Below are 3,076 nucleotides of genomic sequence, written 5' to 3'. Positions count from 1 at the left end.
GATAATACTTCTTCATCAAAAAGCATAATTATTGTACCAGTACTTACTTTATCACCTATATTTATTTTAATATCTTTAATAATACCTGAACAAGGGGCTGGTATTTCTATTGATGCTTTATTACCTTCTACAGTAATTAATAACTGGTTAGTATCAATTTTATCACCAATGTTTACTAAAATTTCAGTTACTTCTACTTCATCAGTACCTATATCTGGTACTTTAATTTCAATAGTCATTATTTGCATTTACCTCTTATGCTAAACGTGGACTTACTTTTTCGGTATTAATACCAAATTGTTTAATAGCTTTTACTACAATATCAGTTTTAAGCTTTCCACTTTTTGCTAGTTCCCATAATGCTGCGACTACTACATAACTAGCATCTATTTCGAAGTAGTGACGGAGATTATCGCGGCTATCAGAACGACCAAAACCGTCGGTACCTAAAACACGAAATTGGCAGCTAGGAATAAAGTTACGGATTTGCTCTGCAAATAATTTCATATAATCAGTAGATGCTACTACTGGATTAGTATTTAAAATAGTAGTAATGTATGGTATACGAGGTGTTTGAGTTGGATGTAACATATTCCAACGTTCACAATCTTGCCCATCTCGCGCTAACTCAGTAAATGATGTAACACTGTAAACATCTGAACCAACTTCATACTCGTTAGATAGTATTTTTGCTGCTTTGCGTACATGGCGTAAAATAGCACCAGAACTCATTAGTTGAACTTGACCTTTATTACCTTCAAGTGTTTCTAACTTATAAATTCCTTTACGAATTCCTTCTTCTACTCCTACTGGCATAGCTGGCATGAAATAATTTTCGTTTAGTGTAGTAATATAGTAAAAAATATTTTCTGGTTGTTTTCCATACATACGATTAATACCGTCATGGATAATAACTGCTACTTCATAGGCATAAGATGGATCGTAAGAAATACAATTAGGAATTGTCAATGCATGAATATGACTATGGCCATCTTCATGTTGTAACCCTTCACCATTAAGAGTAGTACGACCTGAAGTTCCTCCAATTAAAAAACCACGTGCTTGTTGGTCTCCTGCTGCCCATAACAGATCTCCAATACGCTGAAAACCAAATATAGAGTAATAAATATAAAATGGAATCATGGGTAAATCATTAGTACTATAAGACGTAGCAGCAGCTAACCAAGAAGAAGCGGCACCTAATTCATTAATACCTTCTTGTAGAATTTGACCTTTATCATCTTCACGATAGTAAGCAAGTTGCTCTCTATCTTGTGGGGTATATTGTTGACCATTAGGATTATAAATACCAATTGATCGAAATAGTCCTTCCATACCAAAAGTACGTGCTTCATCTGCAATAATAGGTACTAATCGATCTTTTATCATTGGTTTTTTAAGCAAAATATTTAATACGCGTACAAAAGCAATAGTAGTAGAAATTTCTTTTTTTTGCTCTGTTAGTAATACCTTAAAATCATCTAAGGTTGGCAATTGAAGTGGTTGAGTAAAATGTTTAAGTCTACTAGGTAAATAACCATGTAGTGCATTACGCCGTTCATGTAGATATTTAAATTCTTCTGATTCTTCTGGAAAAGTTATATATGATAGTAATTTTATTTCATTATCAGTAATACTGCTTAAATTAAAACGATCACGAAAGTAGCGTATTTCTTCTATGTTCATTTGTTTTACTTGATGAGCAATGTTCATTCCTTCTCCTGTCATACCCATACCATATCCTTTTATCGTATGCGCAAGAATTACTATAGGTTTGCCAGTAGTTTGTTTAGCTTTTTGCAAAGCAGCAAAAATTTTTTTAGGGTCATGACCACCACGATTTAGTGCCCAAATTTCTTCGTCGCTCATATTTTTTACTAGCTCTGTTGTTTCATGGTATTTACCAAAAAAATGCTTACGCACATAAGCACCATTTTTAGATTTGAAAGTTTGATAATCTCCATCAACAGTTTCATTCATCAGTTGAACTAATTTACCTTTAGTATCTTTACGTAATAATTCATCCCAGCGACTACCCCAGATAACTTTGATCACCTCCCAACCGGCCCCACTAAAAATATTATTTAACTCATTAATGATTTTGCCATTACCGATAACTGGACCATCTAAACGTTGTAAATTACAATTAATTATAAAAATTAAATTATCTAGTTTTTCACGAGTAGCAATAGTGAGTGCACCTTTAGATTCTGGTTCATCCATTTCACCATCGCCTAAAAAAGCGTAAACCATCTGATTGCTTGTATCTTTCAATCCTCGGTGATGTAAATATTTAAGAAATTTTGCTTGATAGATAGCACAAATAGGTCCTAATCCCATAGAAACAGTAGGAAACTGCCAGAATTCCGGCATAAGCTTCGGATGTGGATAAGAAGATAATCCCTGACCATATACTTCTTGGCGAAAATTATTTATTTGTTCTACCGTAATACGCCCTTCTAAAAAAGATCTAGCATAAATACCAGGAGATATATGTCCTTGAAAATAAACTAAATCACCACCATCCTTATTATTTCTAGCTCGAAAAAAATGATTAAAACAAACATCATAAATAGTAGCAGATGATTGAAAAGAAGCAATGTGACCACCTAGATCTAAATTTTTTTGTGATGCATGTAAAACCATCATAATAGTGTTCCAACGAATAGCGGAACGAATACGATGCTCTAATTCTAAATTACCTGGATACTCAGGTTCATCTTCTACTGAAATAGTATTTATATAGTTATTATTAGTAAATAGATCTGCAGATACTTTTACTCTGCTTTGAGAAACTCTATCTAATATTTTATCAATTAAAAATTGTGCACGTACCGTACCTTCTTTACGGATTACCGATTCGATAGCTTGTAACCATTCATATGTTTCGATCGGATCCACGTCATGAGAGAATAATTCTGACATGGTCAGTTTTCCTTTTATTTTGCTTTAGATTAAATCTATAGCTGATTTTCTACATAAAGTTACTTTAAATAAAGTATCTTTTTTTTTCTAGTTATGTCATCATTTATTTTACTTATGTTACTAACAACAGTTATCTTTATCGTAGATCAAA

General features: G+C 32.8%; 2 protein-coding genes. Both read right to left on the bottom strand.

The window, feature by feature from the left end:
• The coding region (locus CEX73_RS02280) for a biotin/lipoyl-containing protein (RefSeq protein WP_311195406.1) at positions 1-239 on the bottom strand (239 nt) is incomplete at its 3' end.
• Positions 240-255: 16 nt separating this feature from the next.
• Positions 256-2,925, bottom strand: a complete 2,670-nt coding sequence (gene aceE / locus CEX73_RS02275; protein WP_101626980.1) for a pyruvate dehydrogenase (acetyl-transferring), homodimeric type — start codon at positions 2,923-2,925, stop codon at positions 256-258.
• Positions 2,926-3,076 lie beyond the last annotated feature (151 nt).

This window comes from Candidatus Palibaumannia cicadellinicola (assembly GCF_002855795.1).
GTDB classification, from domain to species: domain Bacteria; phylum Pseudomonadota; class Gammaproteobacteria; order Enterobacterales; family Enterobacteriaceae; genus Baumannia; species Baumannia cicadellinicola_C.
This window is presented reverse-complemented; position numbering and strand designations above follow the sequence as displayed.